Here is a 17,067-nt window from a genome sequence, read left to right on the forward strand (position 1 = left end):
AATATAAAAGAAGCCTGAAGTCTAAAATGAAAATTAGCTTCAGGCTTTTTTCATTTCTATAAACTTATTAATATGGTATTGGTCAACTTTCCGCTTTTGGCTTTCTGCTTTCCGCTTTCCGCATTCAACTTTTTACTTTCAACTTTCAAGTTTCCGCCTTATTTTTATGCATTCCTGATTTATGATGAAAAGAGAAGAGCTGGTAAAGCAAATAAAGTCCAAAGAATCTTACCTGTGTATTGGCCTGGACACAGATCTTAAAAAAATTCCGGCAAGCCTTCAGAAATTCGAAGATCCGATTTTCGAATTCAATAAAAGGATAATTGATGCAACCCATGAATATTGTGTTGCTTATAAACCCAATATCGCCTTTTATGAAGCTATGGGTTCAAAAGGATGGGATTCTCTCGAAAAAACATTAGAATACATACCTAAGGAAATATTTACAATTGCAGATGCCAAAAGAGGTGATATCGGAAATACTTCAGGATTATATGCCAGAGCTTTTTTTGACAACATGAATTTTGATTCTGTTACTGTTGCTCCTTATATGGGAGAAGATTCTGTTACTCCTTTTCTTGAATTCAAAGATAAGTGGGTTATTCTGCTTGCTTTGACATCTAATTCAGGTAGTAAAGATTTTCAAATGACGAAACTTGAAAACAGTAAATACCTTTATCAGGAAGTCTTGGAGAAAAGCAGTAAGTGGGGCAATGCATCAAATCTTATGTACGTTGTTGGGGCAACTCAGGCAACATTATTAAAAGAGATAAGGAAAATAATTCCTGATCATTTTCTTCTGGTACCGGGCGTTGGTGCTCAAGGAGGAAGCTTAGAAGAAGTCTCTCAGAATGGAATGAATAAAGACTGTGGCTTGCTTGTAAATGCTTCCAGAAGCATTATATATGCTTCATCAGGTGATGACTTCAGTGTAAAAGCCAAGGAAGAGGCGATTAAACTAAGAGATGAGATGAAAGTCTATCTCAGCAAATATTTATAATTTTAATACGGGCTGTCTTAGTGAATAAGACAGCCCTATGATTTTTTACCAGAAGTTCAACCAATTTTTATAAGCTATGAAAGAAGATTTACTCCATTTTATATGGCAGTACCAGTACTTCCATAAAGAAGGACTTCAAACCACAGATGGAAAACCACTACATGTGCTTTTTCAAGGTCATCTCAATACAGATGCCGGACCTGATTTTTTAAACGGTAAAGTCAGAATTGACGATGTGGAGTGGATAGGAAATATTGAAATACACGTCAATAGCTCTGCCTGGAAAGACCACCATCATGAGCAGGATGAGGCATATAATTCTGTGATTCTTCATGTCGTTTTTTCTAATGATGATAATGTGTACAGGCAGGATGGAACAATGGTGCCAGTACTTGAACTGAAGGGAAGAATCTTTCCGGAAATAATAAAAAAGTACAGAGCTTTCATTCAAGATGAAGGAATTCCTTGCCTTTCCCGATTTGCAGAAGTCCCGGAGATGATTAAGCTCAGTATGCTGGACTCTGTGTTATCAGAACGTCTTGAAAGGAAATCACAAAAGATAATTTCAGAATTAGAACGAAACAACAATGACTGGGAAGAAACTTGTTATCAGATGTTGGCTTCTAACTTCGGTTTTAAACTTAACAATGATCCTTTTTTAAGGCTAAGCAAAGTCCTGCCATATAAGATTATTAATAAATGTTCTGGCAATCATTTCCAGATTGAAGCTTTGTTATTTGGAATGGCAGGTCTTTTGAAGGGACATTTTGAAGACGAATATCCACGGGCATTGCAAAAGGAGTTTAATTACCTATCCGTGAAGTTTTCACTGCACAATAAACAAATGTCTGGTGCTGAATGGAAATTTCTCCGGGTCAGGCCAGCAGGATTTCCAAGTATGAGAATTGCTCAGCTTGCGGCTTTGCTGGTTCGTCACCAAAAGCTGTTTTATAAGTTCGTTGAAAGTGGATCCCGTAAAGAATTATATTCAATATTTGATATTGCAACAAGCCCATATTGGATAAATCATTACACGTTTGATGTTTTATCGGATACGAAGCAAAAAAAACTTGGCAAAACTTCTATACATAATCTCATTATTAATTCGGTAGTACCTCTCTTGGCTGCTTATGGAAAGCAAAAGGATATACCTGGTTTAGTAGATAAGGCAATTGAATTCTTAGAAGCATTGCCTGCAGAGGAGAATTTCATTACTCAAAAATGGAAAAAAAATACGCTGAAGTTAAAGTCAGCATTCGATACTCAGGCTTCCATAGAACTTTATACTAATTTCTGCTTGAAAAAACAGTGTTTGAAGTGTAAAATTGGAGTAAATATCCTGAAGGAAACATGTATCAGTGGGGCATCCATTTAATTTTACTTTCGGTAATCGGCTTTTTTTATTACAGAAACACCAGAAATGCTGCGCTTGCCGGAGTATTTCTTCCTGCTTTGGTACTAAAATTACTTTCCGGAATATGTCTTGGGCTTGTCTTTCTAAAAATTTATAATGGAACCGGAGATACTTTTAGCTTTTTTGAATATGCTGTAAAGTATTCCAAATTGATAACAACTGAACCTGGTGCGTTTATCAAGTTTTTCTTTGGAAATATTACCAGCGATACGTTTTTAAACTCTCAACCACGTGTCTTGGCTTTTGTCAAATTCGCATCGCTGATAACTTTTATCTCTTTTAATAACTATTGGATTGCTACAGTATATTTCTCTCTTATTTCTTTTTGTGGCTTCTTTTATTTCGCCAATAAAGTGGCATCGGCTATGCCAGAGTCTAAGTGGCATATGGCTATTGCTTTTTTATTTTTTCCTTCTGTCGTATTCTGGAGTTCGGGATTTATAAAGGAAAGTATTGTAATGTCTGCAATGCTTATTATAACTGGTAATTTTTTTTCATGGTTATATGAAAAAAAAAGTATTAAATTATTACCAGTTATTATTACTGTGCTGATGTGCGGACTTGTTTTCTTTATTAAATTCTATTATGCGGCTGTACTTATTCCTGTTTTGATAGCATTGGTAATTACACAGTATTTAAGCCGAAGAGCAGGGCTTAAATCATCAATGCAAGTGACAATATTTTTTACCCTTTTATTTAGCCTCTTTATTGCAGTATCGTTTATGAATCCATATCTCTCGATCAATACTTTCCTTCAGTCTGTATATCAAAATAATGTTGCTACAGTTCTTTTATCATCAGATGAAAAGCTTATTCATTTTTATAAGTTTACTCCTGCGATCACTTCATTTTTGATAAACCTTCCCATTGCATTATTTGCCGGCCTTTTCCGACCCCTGATATTCGAGGCCAAAAACGTATTTATGATCATAACAGGAATCGAAAACACCTGTCTCATAATTTTAAGTTTTTTTGTCTTTTTTAATCAGAAAAAGAGCAAAGGAAACACAGATATTTTGCTTGTAACAAGCGGTGTGTTTTACATAGTATTGCTTGCTTCTTTACTAGCATTCTCATCACCTAACTTAGGCACACTGGCAAGATATAAGATAGGCTTTTTGCCTTTCTTTGTTTATCTTTTATTATGGTATTCTCCTTTTGAAAAAATAATCAATAGGTTTAAAAAGCCTCTTTAAAGGCTCTATTTCGCTCCATTGGATAAAGAATATGTACGTGAAAATCCATGGATTTATAATGGATGAAATACCCAAAAGTACCACCGTTCCTAAGTGAAATAATATTCCTGCAGGAAGGAAGATCCACTTTAGTTTTTCATTCCAGAGAATGCATATAAATCCAAGTTGGAAAATCATGGCAGCAATAGACAATGCAGCGCAGAGTGCAGGATAATTCAGAATTTGCATGCCTAATGGCGCTTGATGCAGATATAAATAACTTTTAAAAGTTACCGGTGATAACCATACACCTTTGGATATAAATAATTTCTCAAGACCAGCTAGAAGGTAACAAAGGCACAATGAAAGTTTAATGAGTTGTAACGGCCAGTCAGGAAGAAGTAGAGATCCACGATTAACATTCTTCTGCTGCTGGTAAAGAAGGAAAGGCATTACAAGTCCGGCATAGTTTAAAGTTGTATAGCCATGATCGATTTTTTCAAAACTAAAGAACACAGCCTGGAAATATATGAAGGTTACCACGGCTGTGATAGCTGTAAAAACAGGATAAATGTTCAGGATACACAGTATACAACTGAGCAATAAAATTACATATAAGATCAACCCTGGTAATTCAGAAGGAAATCCGAAACCGGTTATTTTTAGTAAAAATACAGGTTTAAAGAATACTTTGATGGATGATAAAAGAATAAGATCATTATAAAATTCAAGAGAAAAATATAGCAAGGTACAATAGAATAAAGTCCTGAGGATGTTTATTTGCTGGTATTCTGTATATCCATTGAAGAATTGTCTTGTGAATTTTCTGAAAGAAATAAATTTTTCTTTTAGAAAAAGGAAAGTCGCAGAGCACGATAGTACAAAGGAAATACGGACAACCACTTGCAGAGCTTTTTCTTCAAAGAATGAAACTGGAAAACGGTTTCGCTCTGTTGCCATTCTTGGGTAAATATATTCAACCAATGAGCTAAACCAACCAGGAGCTGAACCATTAAAGTATTCTTTTACCAATGGGTTAAAGTATGTCAGATAAATTGCAGGTATAGTAAAGGCTGCAAATAGCAAAAAGAAGATCAGTACCTTGTCTTTTTTGCTCATCTTGTTTTTAATATTTCAATGATGACTGTATCAGATTGTTGAAGATTATCTCCGGGAATCTGTATTTGCTTTAATCTCCATGCATAAATAGAAGTATCAGGAATGGCTCTGCTTAATTTAAAGAGAAATTCTTTCGACTGATTTCTGTAGAAGTAATTGCCAGCGAGGTACATAAAGGATCCTGATGCCATATTAAAGTTTTTAGCATCCAAATTATGCCATTGGTGATTCTGATAATAATCTGCTTCAAATATCTTAAAAGTATCTGCTGGGCTGACAGGTTCAGCAAACATTCCAAACCTTGCAAAAGGGAAAAAATCAGTGATTAAAATAAATGGAAGAATAAGTGCTGCAATAAATCCTGTAATGATAATATTTTTTAACTTTATCTTCATTGAATACACGTACGGGAATGATCGCTAAATGAATCCTAAAAACCAATACTTTTTTTCTTCAGTTATAAAGTTACTATTTCTTACAGGATTATTAGTAGTAATCGCGATTCCTTTTTTCCTCTGGACTATGGGTTATTATGATTTTATGCATTCTATAATATTGCGCTACAATATTCAGGATAAGGAATTTGCATTAAGGCATAAATATCTGACCCCGGCTACCTTTAAGGCACTTCGCTATTTTAGCTTATTTGTAGCTTTAGTTTATGCTCTGTTTTTATCAAAACTGATTAGAAAATCAAATTCGCTGGCAAATTTAATTTCTACAAAAACCTTTAGTCTATACATAGTCATAAAAGAAGAATTATCTCTTTTAAAGAGAGGTGAAGTGATTGCATTTTCCTTTATTACACTGTTTTCCCTGCTTTTGAAACTTTGGTATTTCTTTAAAGTTCCTTTTTTGGTAGATGAAGCCTTTTCATATGTGTATTTTGTAAGTAAAGGATTTCCTGTTACAGCTAGTTATTATCCTGCTCCGAATAATCATATACTAAGTAATTTGTTGTCTTGTATAGTTCAGCTTTTTACTGACAATCCATTATTGATAATGCGCTTGCCATCTTTTATTATTTCATTATTGCTAGGAGGAGTCTTATTTCTGTTTTATAAAAAACATTTTTCTTTTTTTACGGCCATTACTGCCTATTTATTTTATTCTTTAAGTTTTGAAATGAATTTTTATGCAGTGCAAGGTAGGGGCTATTTGTTGCTGACATTGTGTGTATTCATCCTGACTATAGTTTGTTTCAAGTATACAACCACTCAGAAGGGTGCATATATTTGGATTTATACCCTTATTTCTATTGCTGGTTTTTATACAATTCCGACGTTCCTTTATCCGTTCGTCTCTTCAATGATCTTTCTTCATATTTATTTTTTTCTGAATAAAAATATTGGTCCTTTGTTTAAAATATACACTGCAACTTGTGCTGTTCTAGCAGGAGTTTTGCTGCTTTATGCGCCAGTATTTTTGGTAAGCGGAGTTTCTTCTGTAGTTTCTAACAGCTGGGTAAGACCTCTGGAATTAAGCAATTGGATCAGGGAGAGCCCTTCATATCTGGGCGACTCGATAAACTGGTTATTAAATATCGAAATGGGAGGAGGGTTATTACTGATGTTTATTATGATCTGTAATATTTTTATGCATCCCCAAAGGTCTGCAAGGAATTTTCAATTGCTGTCAATAGTTCATTTCCTTATTCCTATACTACTGATTGGAGTTCAAAGAGTATTACCATTTTTCAGAATCTGGATATATCTGATTCCAGTTGTAAGTTACTGGATCGGTGGCATATGTTCAGGCTTGAGAAAGAGCTACCTGAAGTTGACTTATATTGTAGTCTTAGTAGTAGCACTGTTATTTTCAGATCTCAGGGCGTTTAAAAATGATTTCGAATTTTATGATAAAATGAATCTGGCCCTGTCAAAAATATTTGAAGTTATTCCCCAAAATGTATATTGTGAAGAAGATACATATTATGTCTTTTTAAACTTTTATGGAATAAAGCATCATGTAGCTTTGAATGTAGATGATAATTTTGAAGCATTCATAGATTATGATTATTTGATATTAAATCCTCAAAGCAATTTTTCTCATAAAGGATATAAATTACTTGTTGAAAACCAGTATGTTGAAGTATATGTGAGAAGTAATTGAACTTTATCAGAGTTCTTAAATGTTACTGGATCGTTAATTCTTTTCAGAAACAAACTATTTTACATTTATATTTGGTAAAAAAATATGAGCATGGATAATAATCCTGTAATTATCTTCGGAGCAAAGGGACTAGGAAAAGTTGCTCTGGATATTTTTCAAAGTAATAATGTTGTTACCTATTGTTTTTTAGATGACGATGATAAACTGCACGGCAAGGAAATTTGCGATGTTGCTGTTCTTGGCCGCACAGATGATGATGGCTTTTTAAAGTACCTAGGGAAAAAATGCTCAGCTTTTGTTGCCAGTGATGATAATAAACTAAGGCAGAATCTTGTGCAGATGCTTAAGGAGAGAAGAAAGATTATGCCTGTAAATGCTGTGCATTCCAAAGCATTTATATCCGAATATTCCTTTCTCGGCTATGGCAATATGATCAATGCGGGAGCAATCATTAATAGCAATGCAAAGATCTCTAATCATTGTATTATCAGTTGCAATGCATTGATAGATTTTGATGCCCAGATTGATGATTTTGTTCAGATTGGGGCCGGAAGTATTATTAATTCAGGTGTCAAAATTGAAAAAGGAGCATTCATAGGTTCCGGAGCAATAATTATTTCCGGAGTTACTGTTGGTAAAAATGCCAGGGTGGGAGCCGGTTCTGTAGTAATTAATAATGTTAAAGACGGAGAAACAGTATTTGGCAATCCAGCAAAAGTTGTTTAGAAAAATAATCCGCTAAAATATTGGCTGTGCAATTTGTACAGCCTTTTTTATTTAATCAGTTAGTTACAAAATGCTCATTCAGAATACTGGAAAACTTTTCATCCGTTAGCGGTTTGTTCACATAACCAAAAACCCCTGAATCGTTTAATTTTTTAATATCCAGTGGATTTGTGGAAGTGGTAAGCATTACTATAACTACAGATTTTTTATCCGGAAAATCAAGAGATTTATATGCTTCAAGGAACTCGAATCCATCCATAACCGGCATATTAATGTCTAATAAAATCAACTCAGGACATTTCTGACCAGAATTTATTATTTCCTGAAGAAGGTTTAAGGCTTCCTCCCCATTAAGCACTATTTTTACCTCGTCTGCTACATTCAGCCTTTTAATTAGTTTTTCATTGATGAAATTATTGATACTATCATCGTCAACTAATAAAATGCTTTTGATTCTTTTCATGGCGGTATGAAATCTATTTTATTCTTTAGAGAAAGTAGGCTCCTCCTTCTTTAAAGGTAAATCAAAATTTGTGTAAGATTAATCTATTTTTTAAAAAAAATGAGAAGATTTTTTTAAAAAAATCTACAATATTTTTAAAATATTAATAATCAGTAATGTATGGTTTTTGTTAAAATGTACTTTTTCCAGGGCTTACTGTTACTCATTTTTTCCTTAAATGGTTAATCCTTTTAAGAGGAAAAAAGTATCCTCCGTTTTTTGATTTTTTTTTAACAGGATTGTTGATAAATGTCTTTATTGAATTATATGTTTTTGGTTTTTATTATACTTTCAATGCAGTAACTTTACTCCTCTGGTTTAAACATTAATGATATTAATTCCGGTATTTCTGTCAATCATCCTTGTCTATACTGTATTTGCAGTGTATGCAGAACGAAAAATCTCAGGGTTTATTCAGGATAGATACGGGCCTATGGAAGTGGGACCTTATGGAATATTGCAGACAATTGCCGACCTTATCAAGCTTCTGATTAAAGAAGATATAGTTCCCAAATCAGCTGACAGAAAGCTATTTATTGCGGCTCCTGCTATTATATTTTCTGCAATATTTGCTGGGTATGCTGTCCTTCCTTTTGCTCCAGGTCTGGAAGCTTCACGTGTTTCAGTCGGAGTATTTTATTTATTGGCAATCATTTCATTAGATGTAATAGGCTTATTAATGGCTGGTTGGGGGTCCAACAATAAGTTTTCATTGTATGGCGCCATCAGGGCAGTGGCTCAGATGATCTCTTATGAAGTGCCATTGAGTCTTTCCGTTCTGGCAGTTGTTATGACTTGTCAGTCGCTTGACTTGCAGGAAATAAGTTACCAGCAAAGTTTATGGATTGGCGATTATTCAAAAATATCAGATTCGAATTATTTATTTGGCATTCAAAGTTTAGATATCAATATCACAGAAGTGGGAGGATTTCTTACCTGGAATATTTTCAGAAATCCGGCATTGATGTTAAGTTTTATAGTATTTTTTGTCGCTTCACTTGCGGAATGCAATAGAGCCCCTTTTGATATTCCTGAGGCAGAATCAGAGCTTGTTGCAGGCTTTCATACAGAATATACCGGTTTTAGATTTGCAATATTATTTCTTGGGGAATATGCCATCATGCTGCTTGTATCTTTTCTTGCCTCCATATTATTTCTTGGAAGTTGGAATAGCCCTTTTCCTAATATAGCCTTTTTAAGACTTGCAGACTGGACAAATGGATATCCTGGTACTTTTTCAGGTATTGCCTGGGGAACCTTCTGGTTAATTTCAAAAGCTTTTTCTTTAATTGGTTTACAAATGGTAATCAGATGGACCTATCCTAGGCTTAGAGTAGACCAGCTCATGTTTTTATGCTGGAAAGTTCTCACTCCACTAGCATTGGTTATTATTTTAATTTCTGGTTTCTGGCGACTCATGATGAATTAAATGGAGGAAATGCATGATGACTAAAAGCCACATAAATAAAGGAGCTAAAAATACATACTGGGGAAGTATTGCAGAGGGCATTGTTTCACTTTGGACAGGTATCCTGTTAACATTGAAACATTTATTTCAGGCCCTGAAATTTAAAAGAGAACCTATAGGAGTTGAGAATAAAGATTATTTCTCCTTTGATAAAGGAATTGTTACGCTTCAATATCCGCATGAGGCCATTCCGGTTCCGGATAATGGCAGATATCGTCTACATAATGAAATAGATGATTGTATCGTCTGTGACCTTTGTGCAAAGATTTGTCCTGTAAATTGCATAGAGATAGATGCAATAAAATCGACAGAGGAAATAGGCAAAACCTCTGATGGTTCTACTAAAAGGATTTACGCCGGCACCTTTGATATTGATATGGCCAAATGTTGCTACTGTGGTTTGTGTACTACAGTGTGCCCTACAGAATGCCTTACAATGACTAAAACTTACGATTACAGTGAGTTTGATATCAGAAATATGGTTTACCATTTCACCAATCTAACACCTGATCAGGCGGAAGAAAAGAAAAAACTTTACGAAGAAAAGCAAAAGGAAAAAGTTAAACCAAAGCCTCAGGAGGCAGCAAAGCCTTCTGCTACTGAGAATGCATCAGATGCAGGAGAAAAATCAAGTTCTCCTAAACCTGCATTTAAACCTACTATAAAACCACCAGTTTCGACACCTAAGCCTGCAGAGGAAAGCATTGTGAAACCAGAGGACAAGACTGGAACTTCTGAATCAGGAGAAGTGAAGCCGGAGGAAAAGAAAGCTGCGAAACCAGTATTTAAGCCAGTAATAAAAGTTCCAGCTTCAACACCTAAACCTTCAGAGGAAGGTGACAAGAAACCAGAAGCCAAAGCTGAAACCTCAGAATCAGGAGAAATAAAGTCAGAAGAAAAGAAAGCTCCAAAGCCAGTGTTTAAGCCGGTAATAAAAGCACCGGGCTCAACTCCAAAACCTTCCGAGGAAAACAGCGAAAAGCCAGAAAACAAGATAGAGGCTTCAGAAACAGAAGAAGTGAAGGCGGAAGATAAGAAAGCTCTGAAGCCGGTCTTTAAACCGGTTATTAAACCTCCTGTTCCCAAAGCTCCTCAAACCGGGGAAACACAAGGTGAGCAAGAGAATAAGCAAAATACTGCTGAAGAAAAGAAAGAAGGTTCAGATGAATCCAAATCCGAGGAAGTTAAGAAACCGGTCAAGCCGATATTTAAACCTGTAATTAAGCCAAAACCTAAGCAGGAAGGAGAGCAAGGTGATCAATAATCCTGAAATTTACTTTTTCTATTTCTTTGCCAGTATAATCGTGGGCTCAGCTTTGTTTTTACTTATTACAAAAAATGTAGTTTACTCTGCCTTTGCCTTACTGAGTACTTTGTTGGGAGTTGCCGGATTATTTGTACTGGCATCTGCCGACTTTCTGGGTATCATGCAAATCGTCATCTACATAGGCGGAGTGTTATTGCTTTTTATGTTTGCGATCATGTTTGCAAATAAACTTACAGGCCATCATTATATCATTACAGAGCATAAAAACCTTCTTTCTGGAATTATCCTTGGCATTGTGGTTTTTATTATTTTTGCCACAGCTATTTTAAATGCAGGGTATAAAGAGCATCTTTCATATTATCCGAATAAAAGCACAATTTCAGGTATAGGTATTGAGCTTATGACAGCATATGTCTTACCATTTGAATTTGCAGGAGTGTTTCTTTTCGTAGCATTGATTGGGGCTTCCATTGTAGCGGGGTATTTAATAAAAGACAAAATTAAAAAATGATTCCATCAACTCCTTTTCTGATAATTGCAGCTTTCCTTTTTTCTATAGGTATCATAATACTTATAATAAAAAGAAATGCAATTGCAGCATTGATGGGAATAGAGTTGATGCTCAATGCGGTGAACATCAATCTTGTCGTTTTTAGCAATCTGAACAAACAGATGGACGGACAAATGTTCGTAATTTTTGTGATAGTGGTTGCTGTGGCGGAAGCTGCTGTGGGATTAGCTTTGTTACTTCAGGTGTATAAAAGTTATAAAACTTCAGACCTGGATAAAATTACTAAATTAAAAGGCTAGGTCAGACATGAATTCATATTTAATAACAGACCTTGACAACCTCGTATATTTCTCCCTGATTGCGGCATTGTTACCGCTAAGCGCTTTTTTTATTCTGTTTTTTTTCGGGAAAAAATTGCCACGCAAAGGTGACTGGCTTGCTACATTATTGATAGGTTTTTCTTTTATTCTCTCATTACTTATTTTCTTTTCTGTGTGGGAGGGAAGGGCAGGTTCCATGAACTTCAAATGGATATCTCTGTCCGGTATTTCTGAAAATGCATTTTCTATATCTGTGAGCATTGATAAGTTATCAAGCTTTATGATATTGACGGTTTGTCTCATTTCATTGTTGGTGCACTTATACTCAATGGAGTATATGAAGGGGAAATTGAATTATACCCGATACTTTCCTTATCTGTCGATATTTACATTTGCAATGCTTGGCCTGGTTATCTCAGATAATCTTCTGATTACTTTTATGTTCTGGGAATTGGTTGGCTTTACATCTTATTTATTGATTGGCTTCTGGTTTACTAAAGAAGAGGCTGTTAAAGCAAGTAAAAAAGCCTTTCTTTTCAACAGGATAGGAGATCTTGGCTTTTTACTGGCTTTAATGATTATATGGTCATTTGCTGGTACTTTTGAGTTCCAATACCTGGGTGATAGTTTTGAAGATCAAAGTATATGGTTTACCATTGCAGGATTAGGTTTGGTGCTTGCATGTATAGGTAAGTCAGCTCAATTCCCTTTGTATGTTTGGCTTCCGGATGCAATGGAAGGGCCGACTCCAGTGTCAGCATTAATTCACGCAGCTACAATGGTTGCAGCTGGTATATTCCTTCTTGCAAAGGTATTCTTCCTCTTAAGTGAAGATGTGCTTACAACAATAGCGACAATAGGATCCACTACTATGTTAATGAGCGCTCTCCCTGCTTTGTTTCAGAATGATATTAAAAAAGTACTTGCTTATTCTACAATTTCTCAATTAGGATATATGTTTGTTGGGATAGGGGCAGGAGTGCCAGAGGCTGCTTTATTCCATTTATTTACCCATGCTTTTTTTAAAGCAGGTTTGTTTCTTTCTGCCGGTGCAGTTATTCACTATATGCATGATATAAAACATATATTGTTTCATGAAGGTGTTTATAATGATTTTGACGCACAGGATATGAGACTTATGGGTGGGTTAAGGAATAAATTACCACTTGTATTCATTGTTTTTATAGTATGTTCTTCATCTTTGGTCGGATTGCCATTGTTATCAGGTTTTCTTTCAAAAGAAGCAATTATTGGAGCGGCGTTTAACTGGGCTGATTCATACAGTAATGCCAATAATAGCCTTGTTTATTATCTGATTCCATTATCTTGTTTGGTAACCGCATTTTTCACTGCTCTTTACATGATAAGACAGCTTATTATGGTTTTTTTCGGGGATTTCAGACTTGAGAACCTCATACCATATCTAAGTGCAAAGCATGAGCATCACCATCAATCACTTTTGATTTCATTGCCTTTGGTAGTACTTTGTTTGTTATCCTTTGCACTACCATATTCTTTAAATCCATTTTCACCTCAATCCAGCTGGTTCTTAAAGGAATTTAACCAAATATTTGAAAGTAATCTTGAGTTTGCCCATTGGGTAACATACACTACTGTATTATTGGCTTTGGCCGGAATTCTGCTGGGTATATTTATATATAGAAATAAAGTTTATATATCGGATAAAGTAGAAAAATCAGATGTAACGGAATTGTTCGGGCAAAACTGGTACCTTGAAAAATTCTATTATAAGGCAATGGTTGTACCTGGCTTTCGATTGGCCTTTTATACAACCAAAATTGATTATCTGATTGACAGATTATTGGAAGGCGCAGCTATCACATATGTAGTACTAAGTCATATTATGGCATGGTTTGATAAAAACATTATTGATGGCCTTATTAGGTTGATGGCAAACCTTGCAGCCTTTATTTCGGGATTTTTCAGGAATTTACAATCCGGAAAAGTTCAACAGTACTTTGTGTATACGCTTGCTACAGTAATGATATTAATTTATATCTTTTTCAATTGGACGAAATAGCAGGCTATGAATAATGAATTAAAATATTTGCTGAAATAATTTATTACCCATCGTGACTGAAAAAGTGTTAAGTATACTGATATTTTTACCTCTTGTAGGTTTAATCCCTTTACTGGTACTGCCGAAAAGCAAATCCGGTATTTATAAATACATTAACCTGGCGGTATGTTTATTACAAATCGTACTGGCGACTTTTGTTTTTTGTATTTACTCAAAACCAGGCCTTGTAACAGATCCTATCTATGGCTTGTTTAAACTGACTGAGCGACTTAACTGGATTACCATAGACCTTGGAAATGTAGGACGCCTTTCAATAAATTATTTCATTGGTCTAGATGGATTAAATGTTACGATGGTATTATTGTCTGCTATTGTAATGCTTATTGCAGCAATATCTTCCTGGTCAGTAGAAAAGCATCTTAAGGGATATTATGCACTTCTCCTTATTCTGAACACATCAGTTTTAGGTTGCTTTCTTTCTCTTGACCTGTTTTTGTTCTTTCTGTTTTTTGAATTTATGCTTCTTCCGATGTATTTCCTTATTGGAATATGGGGAGGGCCGAGGAGAGAATATGCTTCAATAAAGTTTTTCTTATATACACTTGCAGGTTCGTTATTGATCCTGGCTGTAATTATCGGATTATATTTTTCTGTTGCAGATCCAGTGGAAACCTCTGTCAGATTAGGATTGGCAGAAAACATAGAAGCCGTTACTGTAAATGATGTTTCGAATGTACAAGGCATGCTTCAAAGCAAGCAGATTCCAAAAAGAGCAGTCGTGCATTCATTTAATATACCGGATATGACCAATCCTAAAAATTTTATTCCGGGATCTGTCTTTCACGTATTTACTAAAATCAACTTTATGGGGCTGCCAATTCGTATGGCAGCATTCCTCGCATTGTTATTAGGATTTTTGATTAAACTACCGGCTGTTCCCTTTCATACATGGTTGCCGGATGCTCACGTAGAAGCTCCGACTCCTGTATCAGTTATTCTGGCCGGTATTCTGCTAAAAATAGGAGGATATGGTCTGATACGAACTGTATTGCCGGTATTTCCTGAAGGATTAGTTTATTTCGGTTGGCTCATTTCATTTCTGGCAGTATTGTCTATAGTTTATGCAGCAATGAATGCATTGGGAATGAAAGATCTGAAGAAAATGATCGCATATTCATCTGTATCGCATATGGGCTTTGTTCTGCTCGGTATTGCCAGTGGTACACCTGAAGGTATCAATGGTGCGATTTTTCAGATGTTCAGTCACGGGATTTTATCAAGCGGGTTGTTTCTTGCTGCAGGGGTACTTTACGACAGGACACATGACAGAGGAATTGAAAATTACAGAGGACTTGCCTCTAAAATGCCCGTTTATACAATCGCAGTAACAATACTATTTTTCGCATCTCTTGGATTACCTGTGTTTTCAGGTTTCATAGGAGAATTGTTTTCATTGTTGGGAGCATTTCATTCTTCAACCACTAATGGCCTTGTTCCATATTGGATGTCAATAACAGCAGTTCTTGGTATTCTGATCGGAGCAACCTATTTCTTATGGACTTTACAAAGAATGTTCTTTGGAAAATTCTGGATTTCAAAAAATATTACATACAATAATAAATTTAATGATCTGGATTCAAGAGAAATGATCATGCTTGTACCATTGATTGTAATTACTCTGGTACTTGGTGTTTTTCCTGGGATTCTTCTTGAACCCGTTTCTGATTCAGTAGAGGTTCTAATAGGACAGATTTTCAGCTCAGGGCTGGATCATCTGAAAACTATGCAAAATTTCAGGTCTCTGTAATACTAGAAAAATACAAAATTTAACAAATGGAAAATGGCGATTTGTGTATTAAATAAGTTGTCGGTTTTTCAGATAAACAAATACTAAAATAATGAAAGAACAACTCTTTCATATTCTGCAAAGTACCGGATTTATAGGGCCGGAATTATTTCTGGTTTCCCTGTTTGTATTACTATTAATTATCCAGATTATATATCCCAAAACAGGACAAACTGTTTTTGCCGGTATGAGTTCGTTGGGTTTTGTAATATATTTAAAACTTGTTCTGGATCAGCTGCTATTAGTGCAATTGGAGGGTTCGAGAGAGATTTATTATGAAATGCTTTCATTAGATAAATGGTCTCTGTTTTTTAAATTCCTTTTTGCAATAGCTGGATTAATTACCTCCTTTTTCTCAATAGTTTCGCTGGATACAAAGAAGATGGAATCTGGAACAGGAGAATATAATTCATTTATAGTAATACTTATTGCAGGCCTTTCATTTCTTGTAATGGCAGATAATTTCCTGATTATTTATCTTGCAATAGAGCTTATTTCAATATCCTCTTTTGTACTTACCTTTTATGGTAAAAAGGAAAAGAGTGCTGAAGCGGGTTTTAAGTATTTTATCTTTGGTGCATTCTCTTCAGCATTAATGCTTTATGGAATTTCTCTTGTTTATGGACTTACAGGGTCTTTGATATTTACTGATTCAATATTTATAGAGGGAGTTAGAAAAGCACAGGAATTTCCACTGTTTCTTGGATTTATATTAATCCTTTCCGGCTTCCTTTTTAAAATCGCATCAGTGCCATTCCATGAGTGGACCCCGGATGTATATGAGGCCGCTCCTTATCCGGTGGCAGCTTTATTTTCTATTGCCCCAAAAGCAGGAGCAATGGCTGTTCTCTTTAAATTTTCATATACATTTTTTAAAATTTCGCCTTTCCATTACAATTGGAAAGTAATGATAGCAGCATTTGCCATTCTAAGTCTTACAGTTGGAAATTTTGCTGCTTTATTTCAAAAAAATGCAAAGAGGATGCTAGCCTATTCCTCAATTGCACATACAGGATTTATACTTTTAGGTTTATTTGCATTAAACCAGTTGGCAGTGAAAGCATTAATGTTTTATCTGTTAATTCTATTACTTATGAACTTCGCCGCTTTTTTATTGGTTGAAAAATTAGCAGGATATACCGGATCAGATGACATATCTGGTTTTAACGGAGCAGGAAGAAAATTACCATTTATCGGAACCTTAGCAGTAATTATAATGATATCATTGACAGGATTGCCACCTACTGCAGGATTTTATGCGAAATTCTTAGTTTTTTCAGCCCTTTGGGAAAGTTATCAATCATCCGGAATAACATTAAATCTTGTGATTTTGATGGCTGGTTTGCTCAATACTGTGCTGGCACTTTTTTATTATTTGCGAATACCATATTACCTGTATTTCCGCAAAGCAGAAAATAATAACCTTATACTTACATCGACCATTTCTGCATCTGATATTTTCGTATCTTTATTATCGATTCCATTGCTGGTTTTATTCTTCAAACCGAACTGGTTAATTAATCTAGTAGAAACGTTTTTGAATTGATCTAATACAGGCAGCTTACT

General features: G+C 35.1%; 15 protein-coding genes. 12 read left to right on the forward strand and 3 right to left on the reverse strand.

The window, feature by feature from the left end; genetic code table 11:
• The first annotated feature begins 184 nt into the window (after positions 1–184).
• The 3 genes from pyrF to K350_RS0123605 all read left to right on the forward strand — a co-directional run bounded on the left by pyrF (position 185) and on the right by K350_RS0123605 (position 3,610).
• The gene (pyrF, locus tag K350_RS0123595) at positions 185–1,000 is read left to right on the forward strand and encodes an orotidine-5'-phosphate decarboxylase (protein WP_028982019.1); all 816 of its coding nucleotides are present in this window, start codon (positions 185–187) and stop codon (positions 998–1,000) included.
• Between the two features lie 76 nt (positions 1,001–1,076).
• Entirely contained in the window at positions 1,077–2,375 is a 1,299-nt protein-coding gene (locus tag K350_RS0123600; RefSeq protein ID WP_028982020.1) for a DUF2851 family protein, read from the forward strand.
• A complete protein-coding gene (locus tag K350_RS0123605; RefSeq protein WP_028982021.1) occupies positions 2,351–3,610 on the forward strand; it encodes a hypothetical protein in 1,260 nt (419 codons plus the stop codon). The genes K350_RS0123600 and K350_RS0123605 overlap by 25 nt, the downstream gene beginning before the upstream one ends.
• On the opposite strand, the gene K350_RS0123610 is transcribed toward K350_RS0123605, so the two are convergent.
• Together K350_RS0123610 and K350_RS0123615 are read right to left on the reverse strand one after the other, a co-directional pair.
• A complete protein-coding gene (locus K350_RS0123610) occupies positions 3,557–4,708 on the reverse strand; it encodes a hypothetical protein (protein WP_028982022.1) in 1,152 nt (383 codons plus the stop codon). The two genes, K350_RS0123605 and K350_RS0123610, sit on opposite strands and share 54 nt — an antisense overlap.
• Positions 4,705–5,103, reverse strand: a complete 399-nt coding sequence (locus K350_RS0123615; protein ID WP_028982023.1) for a hypothetical protein — start codon at positions 5,101–5,103, stop codon at positions 4,705–4,707. The genes K350_RS0123610 and K350_RS0123615 overlap by 4 nt, the downstream gene beginning before the upstream one ends.
• A gap of 28 nt (positions 5,104–5,131) precedes the next feature.
• On the opposite strand from K350_RS0123615, the gene K350_RS0123620 reads away from it, so the two are divergent.
• Both K350_RS0123620 and K350_RS0123625 read left to right on the forward strand, forming a co-directional pair.
• Positions 5,132–6,820 carry a hypothetical protein gene (locus tag K350_RS0123620; RefSeq protein WP_028982024.1) on the forward strand — a complete coding sequence of 563 codons (1,689 nt, stop codon included), beginning with the start codon at positions 5,132–5,134 and terminating at the stop codon, positions 6,818–6,820.
• A 90-nt stretch (positions 6,821–6,910) separates the two neighbouring features.
• Positions 6,911–7,546, forward strand: a complete 636-nt coding sequence (locus K350_RS0123625) for an acetyltransferase (RefSeq protein WP_028982025.1) — start codon at positions 6,911–6,913, stop codon at positions 7,544–7,546.
• 55 nt (positions 7,547–7,601) lie between these two features.
• Here K350_RS0123625 and K350_RS0123630 read toward each other — a convergent pair whose 3' ends face one another.
• Complete coding sequence (locus tag K350_RS0123630) at positions 7,602–8,009, reverse strand: response regulator (protein ID WP_028982026.1); 408 nt, start codon at positions 8,007–8,009, stop codon at positions 7,602–7,604.
• A gap of 367 nt (positions 8,010–8,376) precedes the next feature.
• Between K350_RS0123630 and K350_RS0123635 the strand changes: the two genes are divergently transcribed.
• From K350_RS0123635 to K350_RS0123665, 7 genes are all read left to right on the forward strand, one after another.
• Entirely contained in the window at positions 8,377–9,477 is a 1,101-nt protein-coding gene (locus K350_RS0123635) for a complex I subunit 1/NuoH family protein (RefSeq protein ID WP_028982027.1), read from the forward strand.
• A gap of 13 nt (positions 9,478–9,490) precedes the next feature.
• Complete coding sequence (locus K350_RS32140) at positions 9,491–10,780, forward strand: NuoI/complex I 23 kDa subunit family protein (protein WP_081671118.1); 1,290 nt, start codon at positions 9,491–9,493, stop codon at positions 10,778–10,780.
• Positions 10,770–11,294 carry an NADH-quinone oxidoreductase subunit J family protein gene (locus K350_RS0123645; protein WP_081671119.1) on the forward strand — a complete coding sequence of 175 codons (525 nt, stop codon included), beginning with the start codon at positions 10,770–10,772 and terminating at the stop codon, positions 11,292–11,294. Before K350_RS32140 ends, K350_RS0123645 begins: the two co-directional genes overlap by 11 nt.
• Entirely contained in the window at positions 11,291–11,593 is a 303-nt protein-coding gene (nuoK, locus tag K350_RS0123650; RefSeq protein ID WP_028982029.1) for an NADH-quinone oxidoreductase subunit NuoK, read from the forward strand. Before K350_RS0123645 ends, nuoK begins: the two co-directional genes overlap by 4 nt.
• Positions 11,594–11,600: 7 nt before the next feature.
• Entirely contained in the window at positions 11,601–13,655 is a 2,055-nt protein-coding gene (gene nuoL / locus K350_RS0123655; RefSeq protein WP_028982030.1) for an NADH-quinone oxidoreductase subunit L, read from the forward strand.
• 52 nt (positions 13,656–13,707) lie between these two features.
• Complete coding sequence (locus K350_RS30145) at positions 13,708–15,462, forward strand: complex I subunit 4 family protein (protein WP_081671120.1); 1,755 nt, start codon at positions 13,708–13,710, stop codon at positions 15,460–15,462.
• A 91-nt stretch (positions 15,463–15,553) separates the two neighbouring features.
• Positions 15,554–17,047 (forward strand): NADH-quinone oxidoreductase subunit N, encoded by a 1,494-nt coding sequence (locus K350_RS0123665; protein ID WP_028982031.1) that lies wholly within the window; start codon positions 15,554–15,556, stop codon positions 17,045–17,047.
• The last annotated feature ends 20 nt before the right edge of the window (positions 17,048–17,067 follow it).

Origin of the sequence: Sporocytophaga myxococcoides DSM 11118 (assembly GCF_000426725.1) — a bacterium.
In the GTDB taxonomy this organism is placed as follows: domain Bacteria; phylum Bacteroidota; class Bacteroidia; order Cytophagales; family Cytophagaceae; genus Sporocytophaga; species Sporocytophaga myxococcoides.